The 15898-nt window shown below is 35.1% G+C and carries 12 protein-coding genes; all 12 read left to right on the forward strand.

All coding sequences use genetic code 11. The annotated features are described in order from the left end of the window. The first annotated feature begins 44 nt into the window (after positions 1 to 44). The 12 genes from ACE939_RS01390 (at position 45) to ACE939_RS01445 (ending at position 15601) form a co-directional block, all read left to right on the forward strand. Complete coding sequence (locus ACE939_RS01390; protein WP_378186986.1) at positions 45 to 1712, forward strand: peptidase domain-containing ABC transporter; 1668 nt, start codon at positions 45 to 47, stop codon at positions 1710 to 1712. Beyond that, positions 1705 to 3057 carry an HlyD family secretion protein gene (locus ACE939_RS01395; RefSeq protein ID WP_378186987.1) on the forward strand — a complete coding sequence of 451 codons (1353 nt, stop codon included), beginning with the start codon at positions 1705 to 1707 and terminating at the stop codon, positions 3055 to 3057. The genes ACE939_RS01390 and ACE939_RS01395 overlap by 8 nt, the downstream gene beginning before the upstream one ends. After that, on the forward strand, positions 3058 to 4497 hold the full coding sequence (locus tag ACE939_RS01400) for a TolC family protein (protein WP_378186988.1): 1440 nt from the start codon (positions 3058 to 3060) through the stop codon (positions 4495 to 4497). It abuts the gene before it with no gap. A gap of 556 nt (positions 4498 to 5053) precedes the next feature. Next, a complete protein-coding gene (locus ACE939_RS01405) occupies positions 5054 to 8803 on the forward strand; it encodes an amino acid adenylation domain-containing protein (RefSeq protein ID WP_378186989.1) in 3750 nt (1249 codons plus the stop codon). Between the two features lie 36 nt (positions 8804 to 8839). Next, positions 8840 to 9346, forward strand: coding sequence for a DUF1648 domain-containing protein (locus ACE939_RS01410; RefSeq protein WP_378186990.1), 507 nt, complete (start codon positions 8840 to 8842; stop codon positions 9344 to 9346). A 212-nt stretch (positions 9347 to 9558) separates the two neighbouring features. Next, on the forward strand, positions 9559 to 10638 hold the full coding sequence (locus ACE939_RS01415) for a sensor histidine kinase (protein WP_378188465.1): 1080 nt from the start codon (positions 9559 to 9561) through the stop codon (positions 10636 to 10638). 15 nt (positions 10639 to 10653) lie between these two features. Beyond that, complete coding sequence (locus ACE939_RS01420; protein WP_378186991.1) at positions 10654 to 12009, forward strand: sigma-54-dependent transcriptional regulator; 1356 nt, start codon at positions 10654 to 10656, stop codon at positions 12007 to 12009. 444 nt (positions 12010 to 12453) lie between these two features. Then, entirely contained in the window at positions 12454 to 13758 is a 1305-nt protein-coding gene (locus ACE939_RS01425; RefSeq protein WP_378186992.1) for a Glu/Leu/Phe/Val dehydrogenase, read from the forward strand. A 265-nt stretch (positions 13759 to 14023) separates the two neighbouring features. Continuing rightward, positions 14024 to 14194, forward strand: coding sequence for a GreA/GreB family elongation factor (locus tag ACE939_RS01430; RefSeq protein ID WP_378188467.1), 171 nt, complete (start codon positions 14024 to 14026; stop codon positions 14192 to 14194). 21 nt (positions 14195 to 14215) lie between these two features. After that, positions 14216 to 14641 (forward strand): hypothetical protein, encoded by a 426-nt coding sequence (locus ACE939_RS01435; RefSeq protein ID WP_378186993.1) that lies wholly within the window; start codon positions 14216 to 14218, stop codon positions 14639 to 14641. An 18-nt stretch (positions 14642 to 14659) separates the two neighbouring features. Continuing rightward, positions 14660 to 15052, forward strand: coding sequence for a hypothetical protein (locus tag ACE939_RS01440; RefSeq protein ID WP_378186994.1), 393 nt, complete (start codon positions 14660 to 14662; stop codon positions 15050 to 15052). Between the two features lie 150 nt (positions 15053 to 15202). Further along, the gene (locus ACE939_RS01445) at positions 15203 to 15601 is read left to right on the forward strand and encodes a VOC family protein (protein WP_378186995.1); all 399 of its coding nucleotides are present in this window, start codon (positions 15203 to 15205) and stop codon (positions 15599 to 15601) included. The last annotated feature ends 297 nt before the right edge of the window (positions 15602 to 15898 follow it).

A 15898-nucleotide genomic window follows, 5' to 3' on the forward strand; every position in this document is an offset into this window, starting at 1 on the left:
GATAGGGGTTGTAATTTTATCCCATCATTGCAAAATAGAAATACATGAAAAAAACTATGACCCCATGGCAGCGGTTTATTGGTTTACTACAACTAGATAGACGCGATATAAGGCAAATTCTATATTATGCGATTTTTGCTGGATTAGTATCTTTATCATTACCCTTAGGTATACAAGCTATCATTAATTTAATTCAAGGTGCACAAGTATCATCTTCCTGGATTGTGTTAGTTGTATTAGTAACGCTTGGAGTAGCGTTCCAAGGAGGGCTTCAAATTATGCAAATTAGAATTTTAGAAAATATCCAACAAAAGATTTTTACACGTTCTTCTTTTGAATTTATTTATCGTTTTCCTAAAATCAAAACAAGTGAACTTCATAATTACTACCCTCCAGAATTAGCGAATCGCTTTTTTGATACTCTAACGGTTCAAAAGGGGTTATCCAAAATTCTTATAGATTTTCCTGCAGCAGTTTTACAGATAGTTTTCGGAATTTTATTACTATCCTTTTACCATCCGTTTTTTATTATTTATGGCTTGTTGTTAATTGTATTGATTTACATAGTATTTAAATTCACAGCACAAAAAGGTTTAGAAACCAGTCTTAAAGAATCCAAGAGTAAATATAAAGTAGCTCACTGGATACAAGAAACAACGCGTTCGCTTATAAGTTTTAAGCTCTCTGGAAAAACTTCGCTTGCTATGAATCGTAACGACAAGCTTACGACAGATTATCTCGAAGCGCGAGAAAGTCATTTTAGAATTTTACTGATTCAGTTTATTCAAATGGTGGGTTTTAAAATATTAGTTACAGCTGGACTGTTAATAGTAGGGGGGCTATTGGTTCTAAATCAACAAATGAATATAGGGCAATTTGTTGCCGCAGAGATTATCATTTTATTAGTAATTACTTCGGTAGAGAAGTTAATCAAAGGGCTAGAAACGTTTTATGATGTACTAACTTCTTTAGAAAAAATAGGACAAGTAGTTGATAAAGATCTTGAACCACAGGAGGGTGTGGACCCTTTTATAAATCAACAAGAATTAAAGATCGAATTAGAAAATGTAGCCTATACGACTGCCGATAATTTTTCGATATTAAAAGATGTTAATGTAACCATTGCGCAAGCCGATAGGATAGTTTTAAATGGGCCTTCTGGATCGGGTAAAACTACCTTACTTAAACTTTTATCAGGGATTATTTATCCAACCTCTGGCACCTTATATGTAAATGATGCCTCAATAAAAGGAATTTGGCCTAACCGTTATCGCAGTCACATTGGTCAAGTACTACCTGAGCAACAACCTTTTGAAGGTTCATTGTTAGAAAATATCACCTTTGGAGATACCACTATAACAAGAGAGCGAGTTCATGAGGTACTTCAAAACTTAGGGTTGTTACCTTTTATAAAACAACAGTTAAATGGATTACAAACAATGTTATATCCACAAGGACAACAAATACCGTATACGATTGCCAAACGGATTATACTGGCAAGAGCCATAGTACATCAACCCAAACTTTTATTATTAAAGGACCCTTTAGAGCACTTTGAACCCAATGAGGCAGCTGCCATAATCGAGTATTTAACAAGACCCGAACAGCCTTGGGCTATTGTAGTCTCTTCACGCAATCCATTATGGATACGCAAAGCTTCAATAATGTTAGAGCTTAATCAAGGAACCTTAAACCGTACACGCAATGCTTAATATATCAAATAATCAGCTTAATAAAACGGTGTCGCTAGATGGATATACTGCTTTCGCGAAAGCGTTCAAAACCGCACACTTCAAAATTTTTAATCGTTTCTTATTAGGATTTGCCATTATAGTAGGAATTATTTTATTTTTACCATGGACTCAAAACGTTACTGGTAATGGTTATGTAACTACATTAACCCCAGATCAACGACCGCAAACGATACAATCTCCCATTCCTGGAAGGATTGAAAAGTGGTATATCAAAGAAGGAGATTTTGTAGAAAAAGGAGATACAATCTTATACATTTCAGAAATCAAAAATGAATACCAAGATCCTCGTTTGGTAGAGCGTACAAATCAACAAAAAGAAGCCAAGAGTCGCTCTGTACTATCATATCAAGAAAAAATAAAAGCTTTAAACAGTCAGGTGCTAGCCTTACAACAAGAACGAGAACTTAAACTCAAGCAAGCAAAGAATAAACTTATGCAGGCTCGACTCAAGGTTAAGAGTGATAGTATCGAATTTTTGGCAGCAGCGACAAATTTGGAAATCGCAGAGCGTCAATATAATCGAACCTCTACGTTACAGGCCGAAGGTTTAAAAGCGATAACTGATGTTGAACAAAAACGATTGAAATTACAGGAAACGCAGGCAAAGTTGATCTCGCAAGAAAATAAATTGCTAGCAAGTCAAAATGAAGTGATCAACGCACAACTAGAAATTAGCAGAACACTGGCAGCCTATACGGATAAGATTTCAAAATCTCGTAGCGATCGATTTACGGCAGAGTCAGGACAATTTGAGGCAGAGGGTGAAGTGACAAAGTTAGAAAATCAATCTGCTAATTATCAAATACGTAATGACCTCTATTACATTACTGCACCGCAGAGTGGTTATATAACTAAGGCAATTTTTGGCGGAATAGGAGAAACCTTTAAAGAAGGTGAAAAATTAGTAGGGATTATGCCATCCAATTATGATCTAGCAGTAGAAACGTATGTCGAACCTTTAGATCTCCCACTAATTCACTTGGGTGAAGATGTGCGAATTCAATTTGACGGTTGGCCAGCAATCTTTTTCAATGGTTGGCCTAATGCAGCTTTTGGAACGTTTGGAGGAAAAGTTGTAGCGATCGAAAACTTTATAAGTGCCAATGGTAAATTTAGAATTCTTATCGCACCAGATGAATCAACAGAACCTTGGCCTCAAAATGTACGAGTAGGGTCTGGCGCTCACACCATTGCACTACTCGAGGATGTACCTATTTGGTATGAAATATGGCGACAGCTCAATGGTTTTCCTCCTAACTATTATCAAACAGAAACCGATACATCGACAAAAACTAAAAAGTAGATGAACGCAAAGATTCTATATACACTAGCATTGTGCTGCATACTAACTAAAAATGTAGCGTATGGTCAGCAATCAAAAACGTATCCTCTACAGGATTCTACAGGCACCTTGCAAAAAATCTTATCCTTTGAGGAATATCTGGGATATGTAAAAAAATACCACCCCCTGATTAAACAAGCTAACTTGCAACTTAGCGTAGGTGAAGCAACAATGTTACGTGCCCGGGGTGGTTTTGATCCAAAAATCGAAGTAGACTATGATCGCAAAAAATTTAAAGGCACCAAATATTATGATCAATTAAATGGAGCTTTTAAGATACCAACTTGGTACGGGATTGAGCTAAATGCTAAATATGAAGATAACAGTGGAACGTTTTTGGATCCTAGCTTAACTGTACCCGAAGATGGTTTATACAGCGCAGGTGTTTCATTTTCGCTGGCGCAAGGTTTTTTGATTAATGAACGCATGGCGATGCTTAAAAAAGCACGGTTTTTTTTGGATCAAACCGAGGCCGATAGAACATTATTGGTAAACACGTTGCTTTTTGAAGCTAGTAAAGCCTATTTTGAATGGGCAGAAGCAGTTAATGAACAAGAAATTTATGAGGATTTTTTAGAGAATGCGCTAATTCGCTATGAAGGAGTTCAACGAAACGTTGAAGTGGGTGAAAAAGCCGCAATCGATGCTACCGAAGCCAAGATTATTTATCAAACACGACTACTTGACTTTGAAGTAGCACAACTTAAAAAGAGAAAAGCAGCGCTTAAGGCAAGTAATTTTTTATGGTTGAATGAGATACCGCTAGAGATACAAAATGAAGTCCAGCCACAATTACCAAACGAGCAAGTACTTGTTACATCCTTACAACTACAAAATGATCAAATGCTTGGGGATTTAGACTCTAATCATCCCAAATTAAGAAGCTTAACAGCCAAAATTGAAGGATTAGCTGTAGATCGCAGACTAAAACGGAATAAATTATTACCTAAACTTGATTTGCAATATAATTTTTTAACACAGGAAGCAGAACAGCTAAATTCATTAAATACTGCAAATTATAAAGTAGGAATTAATTTTAGTTTTCCATTATTTTTACGCAAAGAGCGAGGGGATCTACAATTGGCTAAGTATAAAATTGAGGATGCAACCTTTGAACGCATGTCAGTAACCGTAGAACTACAAAATAAGATTGAAGCTACGCGTATTGAGATAGCTTCACTTATCAATCAAAATGAATTGATCAGAGATATGGTTCAAAACTACCGAAGATTATTAATAGCCGAAGAACGTAAATTTGAAGTTGGTGAGAGTTCATTATTTTTAATCAATTCACGCGAGCAAAAACTGATTGAAAACTTGTTAAAATCAAATATGCTACAGGTAAAGTTCTTGCAAGCTAATGCCAACTTATTTAATGCACTAGGAGCAACAATAGAGTAACAATATCAAAACATAATAATTTAGAAAAAAGATATGGGAATAAAGAATTAGGAGCCAGAGATGGAGCACCACAAATGTTCTGTATCCTTTTTAAAATATTTTATCTAATTTTTTTATACAAAGTGTTATGCATCTCATCATATTATAAAGAAATTTTTTGATAAGCCATAGCTATTAGTTGTTATAAAATAGTCACCCATGTTTTGATAGTTATTTTATTTAAAGTAAGTCATGCCTTTTGACTAGTACGTTTACGTCCAGATTTTACTAATGCTTCTTAATTAGAAGATATGATAAATCGTGTATTTAAAATAAATTCTGTAGCTTAGACCAACTTAAAACTTAAACACAAACTTCTTGCAAACTCATATATCCCCATTTATTTAGTAGTAAAGATGTCAAAGGTTATGAGATTTATACAGATCATAACATTTAGCAGAGTATATTAGATAAATTAAAGTAATATAATGGTTTTCATGATGTTATAATAAAAACTTTACTAGATCCTAGCTATCCAAGACATAGTTTAGATCACAAAGTATTAAAAGAAAACCCCATGAAAAAAAGAACTCATTTTTTTAGTAAATTATTGATCAATGCTGATATTTTTCAAAAGTTTAATACCGGTCTTGATAAAAATGACATCGCGAATAATCGCAAAGATATGCTACAGGAAGCAGGAGTTGAATATACTGAAGAGATCATTAGTATGTCAACTCACGAGTTACAAAAATTTATGGAGAAAGAGTTGTTTCCTAAATTAGATGAGACATTGAACGCAACTATATGCGGACTAATCATGAAGCAACGATTAACGAATCCAGCACATATTGCGATCATTGATGGTCATACTTCTGTAGACTATCAAGAACTTATGAAACGCGCCAGTGAAGTTGCTGGTGAACTTAAAAGCCGTCAAGTTACAAAAGGTTCATTAGTCGGGGTATGTATGAGCCGTACTTGGGAACTTGTAGCTACGCTTATTGGAGTTATGCAAGCTGGCTGTGCCTATGTACCCTTAGATCCTGGATATCCACAAGAGAGAGTCCAGTACATGTTAGAGCATTCTCGCGCGGTAGCAGCCATTGTTGATACAGATAAAGCCGCAGCTCTTTGTAAAGGAGTACGTGAGCTAGTATGGATTGATGCTGTTGGTAATCATTCTGATGTTACCATGTACCCCTCTGCAAATGAGTTGGCGTATGTTATTTATACCTCAGGATCCACAGGACGACCCAAAGGCGTCGCCGTAGAGCATAAAAGCGTGGTTGCAATGCGTACTTCGATGCGAGAAAAATTTAGTGATGAAGATCTAAAAGGAGTATTTGCAGGAGCCTCGGTTTGTTTTGATACTTCGGTGATGGAAATTATGGGTACGTTATCGCTGGGAGGGACTCTTATACTTGCAAAAAATGCACTTGAACTAACAACGCTTCCAGCGGTAGATAAGTTGACCTTGGTTGTCATAGTTGCATCAGCTTTACAAGCATTACTCACTACCCAAACTTTACCCAAGGGATTACGATGTTTGGTGTTTGGAGGCGAAGCACTCAAGCGCTCCCTGGTTGATCAGGTATACGCTCTTGCACCTAACTTACGTGTTTTTAATGCTTATGGTCCTACTGAGGACACTGTATATTCTACATTAGCCGAGGTTCCTTCTGGGGTAAAAACGGTCACGATAGGTAAATCGGTACCCGATTCAACGGCATATATCTTAGATGATACTATGCAACCTGTTTCTATGGGAGAGGCAGGAGAATTATATCTTGCAGGTAGTAAACTTGCACGTGGATACTTGTATGATGAGGTATTAACAAAAGAACGTTTTATTGAGATAGTACCTAGTGAAATACTACCAGAAAATAGATTATATAAGACTGGTGATTTATGTCGTTGGACAGAAAATGAAGAAATCGAATTTCTTGGTCGTATCGACCAGCAAGTAAAAATTAGAGGTTTCAGAATAGAACTTGAGGAAATTGAATCAACCTTAGAGTCGATGAAAGGAGTAGACGCTGCCGCTGCCGTTGCTATAGACGGTGGTATTGGTCAAAAAATATTAGCAGTCTATATTACTACCCGGGATGAATCTGTCACCGAGGTAAAAGTAAAGTCTTATTTATCAGCGCGACTTCCCAAATATATGGTACCGCAAGTTGTTAGGTATTTAAAGGAATTACCTTTTTTGCCCAATGATAAACTCGATCGCAAGAAACTATTAAGTCTAGAAAACGATATCAAATTGGTGCAAGATGCAGCTATAGCAGTCTCGAGTAAGCACAAAAATAATACAAGTATGGTTACAGATCTTATGGTAAATTCTAATAAAGATCGGCAGGCAATCCTTCTTTCGATCATACAGCACGAATTGGTCTCTATTCTCAATTTAAACAAGCCAGTGCAGGTATTACCAAATGATTCCTTTGATAATTTGGGTCTTGATTCGCTAAGTACATTAGAATTTAGCAGTCGATTAAGCAAGGTGTTAGGATATGATTTATCGGCATATGCTATTTTTGAACACTCCACTCCACAATTATTAGTAAATTATATTATTACTACAATTGAAGGAGGCACAGATAACGCTTTAACTCATAAACAACCAGCAAAAGCTAGAGAGACTTTGGCCAGTTTTCAAACTAATATTCAGTCTAGTCATCCTACGTTTCAGGCTGCAAACGCTCCCTCGTGGAGTGCCAATGATAAAAGTAAATTGGTTCAGGAGTTTATGCAGATGGTGAATGATAACCGTAGAAATCCGTATGGAAAAGTTTTGCGAACAGGAAGCGCAGCACGAGGAATTATTGGCGATTCTTACAATAATGAAGAACAGGAAGCTATTATATGGTCGACTAACCTTTACTTTGGACTAAATCGTGATCCAGAAGTTATCCAAGAAGCCTCTGACGCTTTAGCGCGTTATGGTACAGGTATGGGGATTTCGGCAGCGGCAACGGGAATGACTACGCAACATTTGGAGTTCGAAAAAGAGTTTGCAGATCTGGTTGGTAAACCAAGTGCTTGCTTATTTCCTACGGGATATACTGCTAATCTTGGAGCTATATCTGGTCTTTTGGGACAAAATGATGTTGTTGTGATCGATCAACTTTGCCATGCATCTATTGTCGATGGTGCACGTTTAAGCGGTGCGAAAATTAGAACATTTAAACACAATGATGCGTCTGATTTGGCGACAGTTCTTGAGTCAGAAGTATCGCCTTACCGAACAGTATTAGTAGTTTTGGAAAGTGTGTATAGTATGGGAGAAGGTACTGCTCCAGTAGCAGAGATAGTGCATACGGCAAAAAAATACGACGCACTTGTATTGGTTGATGAAGCACATTCCTTTGGTTTTTACGGAACCGACGGTGCTGGAGTGTGTGCTGCTCAAGGTGTTACAGATGAGGTGGATTTTATAATGACAACTTTAAGTAAAGCATTAGGTAGTATAGGAGGTGTTATAGCTGCGAGCCAACAGCATATAGATCTTTTGAAATCATCCTCAAGAGCCTATATCTTTCAAGCTTCTATTAGTCCAGCTGATATAGCAGCAGGTCTTACATCCTTGAGGCGTCTTCGTTCTGATGATGTTTTACGTAATCAATTATGGGAAATGACTCGTTATATGCGTAAACGATTTGAAGAAGCAGGTTACGATCTAGGAACTGGAGATGGTCCAATAATAACACCTCATTTTGGAGATAAAGATAAATTATATGCAATCGTACAGAGTCTGTATAAAAGAGGCGTTCAAACTTTAGCAGTTACGTATCCAATTGTAGAAATAGGACGTGGTCGTTTGCGATTTATATGCTCTGCATCTCATACTTATGCAGAAGTTGATAAAACTGTCGAAGCTCTAATTGAAGCAGAACGAGAGGTAGATCTTCAACTTGCTCAAAAAAAGATAGATAGTAAAGACGTAAATATTAAGAATGAAGAGTTAGTTGATTGGGCCGATAAATTTGCCGACTACCTAAAAAAATCAATAGCAGAAACAACTGTTTCGACTCCAAATCTTGCCATATCAGTGAGTGTTTCAGAGCAATCTGAGCCCATTCTTGTTTTGGTAAAGGATGGACAAGTAATTTTAAATGAAGAAAAAAGTTGCGATCTACCTTATTGTTCAATACTTCTCACAGATAGAAATTCGGTTACTGCCTTACAATCCTGTGATGTTCAAGGATTACTTAACAGTATTTGCGACGGAAACTGTTTGCTGAAAGGACAAGTAGAACCATTTATTTGGCTAATTGGTCGAATGGTTGAACAGCGTGAGAGTACCTTTGCTTCGTTAGTTTAATAGTAGATGCTACTGAATGATTATAATCTATGCAAAATGACTGAAAAGCAGAATTTAAAACTCTTGGTTCCATCAAAAAATATTGATAAAATTCTTGAGATTTTAAGTTTATTAGTTTTACTTATCATTTGGGTAGTACCTTTGATCTTTTATATTGATTTACCTGAGACTATCCCTATCCATTATAACAGTGCAGGAAAAGTAGATGAATTTGGTCATAAAAGAAATATTTTTTTAGGACCTAGTCTTGCCTTATTACTGTATATTGGAGTGATGCTTCTAAGTAAAAAACTCCATCTGTTCAATAAAACACCTACCTATGAAAAGAAAGATGTATTAAAGGACTATACTATAGCAATCCGGTTAATTAGGGTGATTCAATTGATTGTTGAAGTTGTATTAGCTTTAGTTGTTCTTAGAACTTTACAAAGTGCAATGGGTGTCTTTAAAGATCTTGGAGTTTGGTTTTTACCAGTAGTACTTGGACTCCTATTTATAACGTTAGCCTACTTCTTAATTAAAAGTATTAAAGTAATTAGATAAGATTAAATGCTCGACTTAGTCATGTAGAATGTTTTATTTTTTAAAAAAGATCTAGTTTAGATGCTCGTATTTTAAAGCAGTATCTAGTGCCTTAAAAGTTTACGGTTTTTAAATAATTAGAGATATCTTTATCTTATTATAAAAAAGTAATTGGAGACTTCTACACAGTGTATTTATACTACATGTATTTGGAAGCACTAAACCGACCTTTGATGGATACTACCGAGGATGCTTTGAAAGAACGTATTAAGGAACTTACTTGTTTATACGAAGTTTCTTCAATCATCGTGAATGCCGATATCGAACATATGGCAAAAACTTTGCAAGCCATTGCCTTCAGTCTCAAAAAAGGATTTCAGTATCCCGATAAGACCGAAATAGCAATACTAACAACTAAAGTATCTTTAGAAACTGGCACTATTACAATACCACTAAGTATAACAGCAAAGATCAATGTATTTAATAAACCACATGGCAAAATCATCGCTTCTCTTAAAGATGACAATAGCTCATTTTTAAAAGAAGAAAAACAGTTGCTGGACAGCGTTGCTTTAAAAATAGGTAGTCTGTTAGAGCGCATTGAAATGCAAAAAAATGAAATCGTACTGAGGCGAAAAATGGAACACGCTGATAGACTAGCGATTTTGGGAGAATTGACAGCAGGAATTGCGCACGAACTCAATACACCGCTTGCTAACATTCTAGGTTTTGCCGAGCTTTTGAAAGACAATTTTAAAAATAATAAAAAGGTTGCAGATGATCTTGATAAAATTATCAAGAATTCAATTTTTTCTCGAGAAGTAGTTAAAAAACTAATGTTCTTTGCCTGTGAGATGCCTCAGCAAATGCAACGAGTCAATATTGTGCCGAGTATTAAAAATGCTATCACATTACTCGATGCTACCTTTAGAAAAGAAGCAGTAAAATATAAAGTCAATATAGAAGAAGAGACATTATGGTTGAAAGCAGATACCGTACAACTTACACAAATAGTTTTTAATTTAATTATTAACGCAATTTATTTTTCGCCCCAAAATGGATTGGTTACAATTCAAGCTTTTAAAGCTGGCACTGATATTGTTCTAAGCATTATAGATGAAGGTCCAGGAGTATCTGAAGAAGCGAAGATAAAGTTGTTTCAACCGTTTTTTACAACCAAACCTACGGGTGAGGGGTCTGGACTAGGGTTGAGTGTTGTTCACGGAATTGTCATGAGTCATAAAGGCTCTATTTCAGTAGAGAATAATAAAGAAAAAGGGGCAATCTTCACTGTAAAACTTCCAATATCTTAAGCACATATACATGCTATGTTATTAAAAAAAGAGAATATATTAATTGTCGATGATGACCTTACCATTTTAGAACTGCTACAGCGTCATTTACAGTCTTATAATTTTCATAGTTATAAGGCTATCTCAGTCAAAGAAGCGGTTCAAATACTACGAGATACATCCATTGATTTATTGATAACAGATTTAAAAATGCCAGAAATTGATGGTTTCGAGTTGATAAAATTCGTATCCGAACACTATCCCAATCTTCCAAAACTTATCGTTACGGGGTATCCTTCAGTTCAAGATTCACTTACAGCTATCAAATCTGGTGTTGTCGATTATCTTACCAAACCTTTTACCAAAGAAGAATTAAAAAAAGCAATTGACAAATCGTTAAACGCTTCTATAAATGTTTTTACAGACGATACATTTATAAACTCTTCTGGTAAGCAGCGAGGAACGAGTATACAAAAGAACAAAGCTTATGGAGAAATTATAGGCACCTCAGAAAAGATTAAGAATATCATACAAATTATCGAACGTGTTAAAGATAATAAAGCAACTATTTTTATAAAGGGCGAAAGTGGTACAGGTAAAGAATTGGTGGCTAGAGCGATACATTATAACGGAAAGTTTTCGAGAGCGCCTTTTATCGCCGTCAACTGTGGGGCAATTCCAGAAAATCTATTAGAAGCAGAATTATTTGGGTACACCAAAGGGGCCTTTACTGGAGCAGAAAAAAACAGGGATGGTTTCTTTCAGACTGCCAATGGGGGGACCATTTTTCTAGATGAAATTGGTAATGCATCCCAAGCGGTACAATCTCGATTATTACGCGTACTTCAAGAAAAAGAAGTAGTAAAAGTGGGGTCTCAAAAAGCTGAAAAAATAAATTTACGTATCATAGCTGCTACCAATAGTGACTTAAAGGAGATGATCAAAAAAGAGACTTTTAGAGAAGATTTGTATTATCGACTCGCAGTTGTTGAAATTGAGGTGGCACCGCTTAGAGAACGTACAGTAGATATTCCTTTATTAATAGATAAATTTTTATTTAAATATGGGGTCGAATATAAAGATGGTTTCGTTAAAATAAGTCCAGAGGCTTTAGCTATTTTAGAGCGATATGACTGGCCAGGTAATATACGTGAACTCGAAAATGTGATTCAACGTGCCGTCATATTATGTGATAAAAATATAGAAGTTATACACCTACCGGATTCCTTAAAGTATACTATTCAATTTCCAGAAGATTCATTACTTACACTCAAGGAAATAGAAAAGCGTTACATTCAAAAGGTATTGCATAGTACAAATAATAATAAAACTAAAGCTGCCGAAATTTTAGGCATCGACCGTAAAACTATACGATTAAAACTTTTGGAATAGCCCAAAATTTTGATACAAATTGTACCAACTGGGTAATTTTGTTTCAGTGCTACTTATTTTTGTTTTACATCCTAATGCATACAATCCCTTAGTATATAAGGGATTTTTTGGTTTTATATGGTTTAGGGTATGTTATTGGCATCCCTATTGCCCTCTAGTGATTGAAATAACATCTAAGACTATGATTATAAATCCATTTAATATTTGTCCCGTGTGCATTCATAAGCTAACATGCGTACTAACTACTCAAAAAAGTCAAGTATGGTCGTGTAGTGAATATGATCAAGAGATTAATATGCGTCCTAATGAAGTACCTAAATCAATAAAACTTAAAAGTAGACAAGAATTAGCGATGACTTAAACGTGAGGTTATTCTAAATCTCGATAGAAATATCATTAATCAATAGTTAATAATTTGCAGAGACCCCAAAAAAATAAGATAATATGACAGCCATAATAGCAGCACTAAATAACAAAATTAAAAAAGCCCCTGTAAGAGGAATGATGGAGAACGTGATGGAGCAATTTAATAATGCAGCAGATCACATCAATTTACATCCTAATATTCGTAAAATTTTAAGTATTACAAACAATGAAATTATTGTTCATTTTCCGGTAAAAATGGACAATGGTGACGTAGAGATTTTTACAGGCTATCGTGTTCAACATAATAATGCCCTAGGACCTTATAAAGGAGGATTGCGGTATCATCCTACGGTAGATATTGATGCTGCAAGAGCGTTAGCCATGTGGATGACTTGGAAAACTTCGTTGGCTGGTTTGCCATACGGCGGTGGTAAAGGAGGAATTCAATTAGATCCATCAAATTATTCGCAAGGAGAATTAGAGCGTATTACACGCCGATTTACATATGCATTAGCCGATAATATTGGACCAGAACATGATATACCTGCACCCGACGTGAATACTAACAGTCAAACCATGGCTTGGATTGCAGATACATATATGAGTACACGTCCACCAGCAGAGCGTACCGCAAATCAACATGTAGTAACCGGAAAACCAGAAGGGAGTGGTGGTCTGGATGGGCGAGATCGTGCTACGGGCTATGGTGTTTTTCTAAATATAAAATTTTTAACAGAACGGACGAATGAGGCTTTATTTGACAAAAAATTTATAATACAAGGCTTTGGAAATGTAGGGTATTGGGCAGCTTATTTTTTGGAAAAAGAGGGAGCAAAATTAGTTGCCGTTCAAGATGCCTCTGGGAGTATTGAAAATCAAAGAGGTATTAAAGTAGAAAGCCTTTTAAACTATACCAAAGTAAATAACGGAAGTATAGCTAGTTTTCCAGAAGCTTCTGCAATAGCAAATGAGTGTTTTTTTGAAACTGACTGTGATATTTGTATTCCCGCAGCATTAGGAAATCAAATCACTAAAGAAAATGCTCCACGAATACGAGCAAAATTAATAGCAGAAGGCGCCAACGGACCTACCAATACTGAAGGAGAAAAAAATCTTATAGAACGAGGTATACTAGTGATACCCGATATTTTATGTAATTCTGGAGGTGTGGTTGCTAGTTACTTTGAGTGGTTACAAAATCGAAATGGAGAGTTATGGCAATTAAACGAAGTCATGACAAAACTAGATAAGAAAATGAAAGAATCTTTTGATAAAGTTTTTGAATATGCTGCGCGTGAATCTGTGGATATGCGTACCGCTGCGTATTGCATTGCAATTAAACGTATTGAAAAAGCTTATGTACAACGGGGTATTTTTCCTTAAAAAAGAACTTGAAATATAAGAGCAATGAAGTCTGGTAGTTTACTCGTAATATAAAAAGAGTACGCATTCTTAAAATGTCTCCTTACTATTTCTTGTTACGTTGATAATTTATAAACGCAAAATTCACGAATTCGATTCGCAGAACAATAAATAAGTCCGCTCATCTTGAATTAGCAGGATATTACAGAAGATGTAATTCGATTTACTAGAAAAAAAAGTAGAAGTACGCTCTCAAAAAGGATGGGAGAAATCAATATAAGTTATTATCTCCGCAGATAAAAATACAAATAGTAATGAAATATTAGTTGTTACACCTATAGGAACTGCTCTTTTTGGTTATGCCGAAGAAGATCATATTAACTGGAATTTTCCTGAAGGAGAACAGCAACTGACTATCGTTTTGGTTGCGCAAATTTTAAAAAAGGTGTCAAAATAGTAACTTGGAAAATATAATATAATGAAAACTTCTAATACAGAAATATACCATCATGATAATGATCTGGATGTAACCCATAAAATTAATACTATCGAGTTGAAGAACTGGATCAACCATCTACAATACATTAAAAAGGAATTAAACAACTTGATTAATCTCTGTACCGAAGAACTCCCAGGTAAATTTAAAAATGAGAGTGTTCTTGAGAAATTTAAAAAAAAGCGAAAAGAAAATGAGCAACTGCTTAATGCTTTTAGTACGTACATGCTTTCTCGAGAAAATATAAAAGAATGCGAGGATACTCAGTGTGATATGATCTTTATTACAGAACACGAAAGTTATCGAAGAAGTTATGTATACCATCTGGATAAGTACAGGAGATTAAAAGATGAATTTTTTGTCAAAGTCCAAGAGCAACAACATACATTAGTAAACAGAACATCCTAATTTATAAAAAGTTATTGAATGAATAATGTATCGTTGGCATATAAAATAGATACCCACAGACGTTTGTGTATAAATAAAGACACTATTGAATTGAATCAGTGGATGGATGTATTAGAGCAGATTAATGTAGAGTTAGATTTTGTACTCCAAATTGAAAAACAATTTTTCAATAGTCATACGCTAGATTCAAATATCAAAGGCTTAAGAAGAACAAATACACTTACTATGGCGACCTTATGTCAATACGAACAACAATTGAAAAAAGAATATGAGTATGGAACGAGGGCGTATGATACGGTACGTGCAAAAGAACATGAGAAAATAAGAGAAGTTTATCAACAGTCTTTACGTGATTTTTGGAGGTTAAAAGTTTTTTTGTATCAACACTTATCTAATTTACAAGTCGTTTAACAAAGGAAAAGTTGTGTATTTGCATATAAAAAAGCATATGAGTTTTAAGAAAAATTGTAAGTAACGTTAAACATTTTATAAGCTCAGTATAAAAGAATCGTAGATGGTGTCAATACTTGCTATTTTAGTTTTATAAAAAAATATCACATTATGAAAGTACAAGCATATTTATCATTTAGAGGAGAATGTCAAGAAGCGTTTAATTTTTATAAAGGAATTTTGGGAGGTGAGATCGTAAATCGAGAAACTTGGGAAAATAAGGATCTAGATATTCCCGAACATTATAGAAACAAATTACAACATGCAGAATTAAAAGGCAGCGGATTTCATTTTATGGGGTATGATGCTGCTCCTGATACACCTTTAAATTCTGGTAACACCGTTTGCATGAGTATTGATTACAATAATGAACAGGAAGCAAGAGACGCTTTTAAGTCTCTAAGTGCGCAGGGAAAAATAAATACACCGTTTCAAAAAACTTCATGGGATGCACATTATGGAAGATGTACAGATCAATACGGAATACAATGGATGATTAACGCAAAATAGTGCGAAATCCATATACGTAGTTTTAAAAAAGCCATCTTTTGATGGCTTTTTTTTTACCTATTTTTTCGGTAAATACGACGCTTATGTTTTGTCGATTATAAGCAAAAGAAGGAGCTTATTGCAGACTACTTTCAAAAATTGATTGATAGCATTTTTCATGCATTATTAAATAAATATTTCTTAGCGAATAACTTTAATTTTAACAAAAACATAAGTGGATAATAAAATTAATCTGATAGTTAAACATTTGTAAAACATGTAATTATATTTTTTATAAATGTAGTAGAGACGCAAAAT

It is taken from the genome of Aquimarina rhodophyticola, from assembly GCF_042434915.1.
Taxonomy (GTDB): Bacteria; Bacteroidota; Bacteroidia; order Flavobacteriales; family Flavobacteriaceae; genus Aquimarina.

Bases quoted from the DNA above. Each gene is read 5' to 3' on its own strand.
- ACE939_RS01435 (WP_378186993.1), top strand. From the start codon at position 14,216: ATGAAAACTTCTAATACAGAAATATACCATCATGATAATGATCTGGAT.
- ACE939_RS01390 (WP_378186986.1), top strand. From the start codon at position 45: ATGAAAAAAACTATGACCCCATGGCAGCGGTTTATTGGTTTACTACAA.
- ACE939_RS01400 (WP_378186988.1), top strand. From the start codon at position 3,058: ATGAACGCAAAGATTCTATATACACTAGCATTGTGCTGCATACTAACT.
- ACE939_RS01405 (WP_378186989.1), top strand. From the start codon at position 5,054: ATGAAAAAAAGAACTCATTTTTTTAGTAAATTATTGATCAATGCTGAT.
- ACE939_RS01440 (WP_378186994.1), top strand. From the start codon at position 14,660: ATGAATAATGTATCGTTGGCATATAAAATAGATACCCACAGACGTTTG.
- ACE939_RS01445 (WP_378186995.1), top strand. From the start codon at position 15,203: ATGAAAGTACAAGCATATTTATCATTTAGAGGAGAATGTCAAGAAGCG.
- ACE939_RS01395 (WP_378186987.1), top strand. From the start codon at position 1,705: ATGCTTAATATATCAAATAATCAGCTTAATAAAACGGTGTCGCTAGAT.
- ACE939_RS01415 (WP_378188465.1), top strand. From the start codon at position 9,559: ATGGATACTACCGAGGATGCTTTGAAAGAACGTATTAAGGAACTTACT.
- ACE939_RS01425 (WP_378186992.1), top strand. From the start codon at position 12,454: ATGACAGCCATAATAGCAGCACTAAATAACAAAATTAAAAAAGCCCCT.
- ACE939_RS01410 (WP_378186990.1), top strand. From the start codon at position 8,840: ATGACTGAAAAGCAGAATTTAAAACTCTTGGTTCCATCAAAAAATATT.
- ACE939_RS01420 (WP_378186991.1), top strand. From the start codon at position 10,654: ATGTTATTAAAAAAAGAGAATATATTAATTGTCGATGATGACCTTACC.